This is a genomic window from Candidatus Zixiibacteriota bacterium (assembly GCA_014728145.1).
Taxonomy (GTDB): domain Bacteria; phylum Zixibacteria; class MSB-5A5; order JAABVY01; family JAABVY01; genus WJMC01.
Genome location: WJMC01000200.1, coordinates 1 through 3,082 on the forward strand (window position 1 = coordinate 1; position 3,082 = coordinate 3,082).

Annotated in this window: 4 protein-coding genes; 3 read left to right on the plus strand and 1 reads right to left on the minus strand. The window is 48.6% G+C overall.

Features of this window, described 5'->3' with window-relative positions:
- Positions 1-1,216, plus strand: a 1,216-nt coding sequence (locus tag GF404_11445) for a hypothetical protein (GenBank protein ID MBD3382795.1), incomplete at its 5' end; no start/stop codon positions are given.
- Positions 1,217-1,281: 65 nt separating this feature from the next.
- On the opposite strand, the gene GF404_11450 is transcribed toward GF404_11445, so the two are convergent.
- Positions 1,282-1,941: a PEP-CTERM sorting domain-containing protein gene (locus GF404_11450; protein ID MBD3382796.1), complete on the minus strand. Its 660-nt coding sequence runs from the start codon at positions 1,939-1,941 to the stop codon at positions 1,282-1,284.
- 293 nt (positions 1,942-2,234) lie between these two features.
- On the opposite strand from GF404_11450, the gene GF404_11455 reads away from it, so the two are divergent.
- Together GF404_11455 and GF404_11460 are read left to right on the plus strand one after the other, a co-directional pair.
- Positions 2,235-2,738, plus strand: a complete 504-nt coding sequence (locus tag GF404_11455; protein ID MBD3382797.1) for a hypothetical protein — start codon at positions 2,235-2,237, stop codon at positions 2,736-2,738.
- Between the two features lie 78 nt (positions 2,739-2,816).
- The coding region (locus GF404_11460; GenBank protein MBD3382798.1) for a hypothetical protein at positions 2,817-3,082 on the plus strand (266 nt) is incomplete at its 3' end.

Consider the following 3,082-nt stretch of genomic DNA (forward strand, 5'->3'; position numbering starts at 1 on the left):
CTGGTACGAGACTGCCGCCAAGGGCAAGAGCGATACATTGCACGCAATCTTCAGGGAATACAAGGTCGATGCGGTCTTTACCGGTCATTACCATGAATATTTCAGCCAGGAAATCGAGGGGATAAAATATACCAGCCTGGGGAGCTCGGGGGGAGCGACACACAAACGCGCCTCTGCCATGGAATATCACTTCGCCTGGGTGACTGTCGATGCTGACGGCATTCATGTAGCACCGATCAGGATGGGAAGCGTACTTCCCTGGGATGAGTCCACCGCTCATGACAAGATGGCTTACGATCGCCTCAAGCATTACGGTTTGATAGCCGAGTATGCCGCCGAAGTCGATGAGGATATGTCTGTACCGCAACAGGAGGTTACGGTCGTGCTCGATAATCGCCTGTCGAGTCATGATATCGAGGATTCACTGAGATGGGAAGTCCCGGAAAACTGGCTGGTCAAACCGCAGTCAATGATAGTCAGGTTGCCATCCGGCCAGAAACAGAGCTATAAGTTCAATGTTTCCTCTAACGGAGAATTATATCCCCTGCCAGAGGTTACCACCAGTCTGATGTTCAAGCCGGGTAATGTGATCGAATTGACCAACCGGATGCGGATCGCCCGCAAGGCGGTCTGTTACCCGGTGACATTTGAGCCGGTAATCGATGGAAATATCTCGGAGGCTTTCTGGCGTGAGCCGGTAACGAGGTATTATAATTCCGATGGAGAAACTGCTGAAACGGATTCGACCGAGTTCTATTTCACACATGATGACAGCAACCTGTATATAGCCGCCAGGTGCTTTGACAGGGAGATGTCGGAGTTGACCGCAACCGCCACAGGTCACGATGCCATGCTGTTCGGTGATGATTGTATCGGGTTGTTTATCGAGCCCCGGTTTGATTCCGACACCGCTTACCAGATCTATTTCAATCCGCTCAATACCGCATTCGACCAGAAGCTCAGTATGGGCGAGGACGGCTGGATGGATTACGATCGAAATTGGGACGGTAAATATGATATCGGTGTTCATCGGGATAGTGACTTCTGGTCGATCGAGGTGAGAATACCGGTCGATCAGTTTGGTGCAAAAATTGAAAGCGGTCAGAACTGGCGGATCAATTTCCGTCGCAAACAACCCCGCCTGAAAACTTCAGCCGACTGGCAGACGCCGATCGATTATAATCCCGATTCCTACGGTCTCCTGTTGATCAGGTGACGATTGTGCGATAATGAAAACCGCCTCAGATACGAGGCGGTTTTTTATTTGAACAGGTTATGAGTTCAGCTTTTGCGTCTGCGAACAATACCGGCGCCGGTGGCCAGACCGATTCCAAGCAGGATCAGCGTGCCCGGTTCGGGTACTGCTGAAACACCCAGGACCATGTCGTTGTGGTCATAATCGGGACCCGCCCCGGAATCATCGACATAAATCAAATAATCGTAATTACCGACTGTCGAGAAATCCTCATGGTCGGTATCGAAATCATAGGAATACCCGAGACCGCGGTAGGCCCTGACATCGTAAACATAGAAGTACTGGTAGTCGTTGTCGCCTGTTCCTGTTGTGTACTGTTTGTGTGAATACAGGATCGGATCGCCATTGGGGCGGTCCAGATCAGCCCACATATACAGGCCAAATTCGGTTCCTGCAGAAATAGAGGTGGTGGCATCAACAACGGGTGAAGCCGAACCGGGGAAGATAATCGTCGGGTCGTTCGGGTCGGTATAGAAACCAAAATTATTCTTGGCGTGCCAGCCGGCAAACTCAGCCATCAGAGTCCATGTCTGTTGCCCGTGATCGAAACTCATAACGACATTATCATCAGCATCACGAAGAGGATCCATAAGTGTGCCGTTGATGGTCAGAGAGGGCAGAGCATAGACCTGAGAGACAGCCAGAAGTAAGAAAGCAACTAAAGTAATAATGATTTTACCCTTCATACACAGCTCTCCTAAGAAACAGGTTTTAACAGCGATATCTTATTAAATAAGAGCATAAATTATGCCATTCCGTGGAAGTAATTATTGTGTTGTCAGGCAACGACTTGTAAAGGGCAATTTATCGGTGGTGTGCAGCTCTTTGCATTGTTTGTGCGGTGGATAAGCCCGGTATGTCAGGATTTGCCTTCTCGATCGATTCGCTGATAAATATTTGCCAAAGCCCGGAATCAAACTTATTTTTCCAGATTCACGGATAATATCAGCAATTCAGGACAGTGAGTAAGAGGCATAAGATGTTTGATAAGTCCTCCGAAAGAAAAGTCAGGTGGTACGAACCGCTGGTGGTGATCGGTCTGATCCTGCTTCTGTTTTTTTTGGTGCATGGCAAGCGGGTGGAACGCAACCTGCCGTTGTCGCAGTGGGAAGATGAGTACTTCATTGAGCACAACGACAAGAATATGCACAATCTGATCGATTGTTTTACCGAGCGTCCTCTCTGGAACGGGCTCTATCGCCCGTTGACAACCAACCTGTATTATTACCTGGGAGGAGAACTGTTCGACCATAAAATTGAAATCTATCACGCAATAAATATTCTTTTTTACATACTCAACGCATTTCTCCTTTACCTGGTTTGTCGTGAGGTTTTGCCCGGGTTCTGGGATATGCTTCCTTCGGCCGTCATGGTTACCCGTCTCTCACATTATGAGATCGTGCTCAATAGCTGTGAATTCCAGGTCTTGTTCGCCGTGTTTTTGTCATTGATTTCGCTGAAAATGTACTTCGTATATCTTTGAACGGGGAAAAAGCGTCCCCTGATAATATCCGTCATAGTGTTTGCACTGTCATTTTTCGCCAGGGAGACATCAGTTGTTATGCTTGCCGTATTGTTTCTGACCGCGCTTCTTTTCACCGGCCGGCCACGGCTTAGGAGCATGATTCCGTACGGGGTGGTAGCCGGGTTGTGGGCGGTACTGTTTATCACGGTATTCAGGCCGATCTCAAACAATATGCCGACAGGCTTCAGTTACGATTATTCAATTGGCAGTATAATCGAGAACGGCGGGGCATATTTTTTGACGATCTTCAATCCGTTGGTTGACCTGATCCGCGATCTGATTATGCCCGAGATCATACTCGA

Excerpts from the sequence above, each read along its gene's own strand:
- GF404_11450 (MBD3382796.1), bottom strand. The coding sequence starts at position 1,941 with ATGAAGGGTAAAATCATTATTACTTTAGTTGCTTTCTTACTTCTGGCT.
- GF404_11455 (MBD3382797.1), top strand. The coding sequence starts at position 2,235 with ATGTTTGATAAGTCCTCCGAAAGAAAAGTCAGGTGGTACGAACCGCTG.